This is a genomic window from Waterburya sp., from assembly GCF_058530065.1.
The window spans coordinates 1-1,178 of sequence record NZ_JBZNBU010000398.1 but is presented as its reverse complement, the minus strand read 5'-3'; the positions used below and the strand labels follow the sequence as shown (position 1 = coordinate 1,178).

The window sequence follows — 1,178 nt, the reverse complement described above, 5'->3', positions numbered from 1 at the left end:
GATCGCATTCAGGATTCATCGACTTGAGCATGAACTAGATTAACTCCACCAAACCAAGAACATAATTTACCTCCCAAGCGTAATTTTGTTGGTAATGTTTCTGGGTTTATTTTGATAAAGTCATGCTGATAATAGGTTTTAGCCATTTTACGGCTACAAGCCACATAAATATTTTTTTGTTGTTCTTTTATCAAGCGATCGATTAACGGTTTGATAACTTCGATTTCGTAGGAAGGTAAATAAGATAGATGTTCGATCGCGCCATAATTTCTGTATTCTTTAAATCTGATATAACCAATCAGGCGATCGATTATTTTAGAATCATCAGATTTAAAAGAAAATGAAGCCATATAAGGAAAAGATTTAAAACCATAAAAAGATCTTGCCCACAATGACTAAAAATGCGATCGCATTTATTTAATTGCTCGATTAATTAGCTCAAACGCACTAGCAGGTTAAATTAGCTACAGCGTAACATAACTAAACTTCCTCTATTGTTGGGTTTTGATGCCTCTACCCAACCTACAATTTAAGGCTCGATTAATTAGCAAAACGATCGCTCAGAAAATCGTATAACTTAGGAAAATATTGTTTGAGGAGATGAATAATATTTGCCATGCGATCGGGAAATACATGGAGTTTATTTTTCTCAATGGCTTTAATTGTCTTTGCCATTACCATTGCAGGATCGGTAGCCATATCTTCGGGAAAACCAGTTCCATTTTTAGCTAAAGTACCAAAACGTTCGGATTTTAGAATAGGCGTACGACTGAAAAAGGGATATACTGCCGTTACCTTCAAGTTATAAGCTTTAACTTCGTCATATAGTCCTTCGCTAAAACCTCGCAAGCCAAATTTACTAGAGGAATAGTGTGCCATACCAGCAGGGGCAATCCAACCAGCTAAAGAAGAGATATTGACTACATGACCTTTACGTCTTTCTATCGCCGAAGCAGTATATAAACTACTCAAGCGCATTGGTGAGAGTAAATTCACCTGCATCAATCTTTCCCATTTATCTTGAGGCACTTCATCCATACGACCAAATAAGCCGATTCCTGCATTATTGATCAATATGTCTATGGGTAGATTTAACTCGGAAATTTTTTGCCACAAGCGATCGCAACCTTCGCGACTCGATAAGTCGCTTTCAATGCAAGCAACTATTTTTCCTGTAG

2 protein-coding genes are annotated in these 1,178 nt (G+C 36.9%); both read right to left on the bottom strand.

The features are described 5' to 3' along the window. Positions 1 to 8: 8 nt before the first annotated feature. Positions 9 to 350 (bottom strand): hypothetical protein, encoded by a 342-nt coding sequence (locus AC33VI_RS22775; RefSeq protein WP_491784550.1) that lies wholly within the window; start codon positions 348 to 350, stop codon positions 9 to 11. Positions 351 to 540: 190 nt separating this feature from the next. After that, the coding region (locus AC33VI_RS22770; protein ID WP_491784549.1) for an SDR family NAD(P)-dependent oxidoreductase at positions 541 to 1,178 on the bottom strand (638 nt) is incomplete at its 5' end.

What these genes read in the sequence shown, in the direction of transcription:
- AC33VI_RS22775 (WP_491784550.1), bottom strand. Translation starts at nt 350, where the DNA reads ATGGCTTCATTTTCTTTTAAATCTGATGATTCTAAAATAATCGATCGC.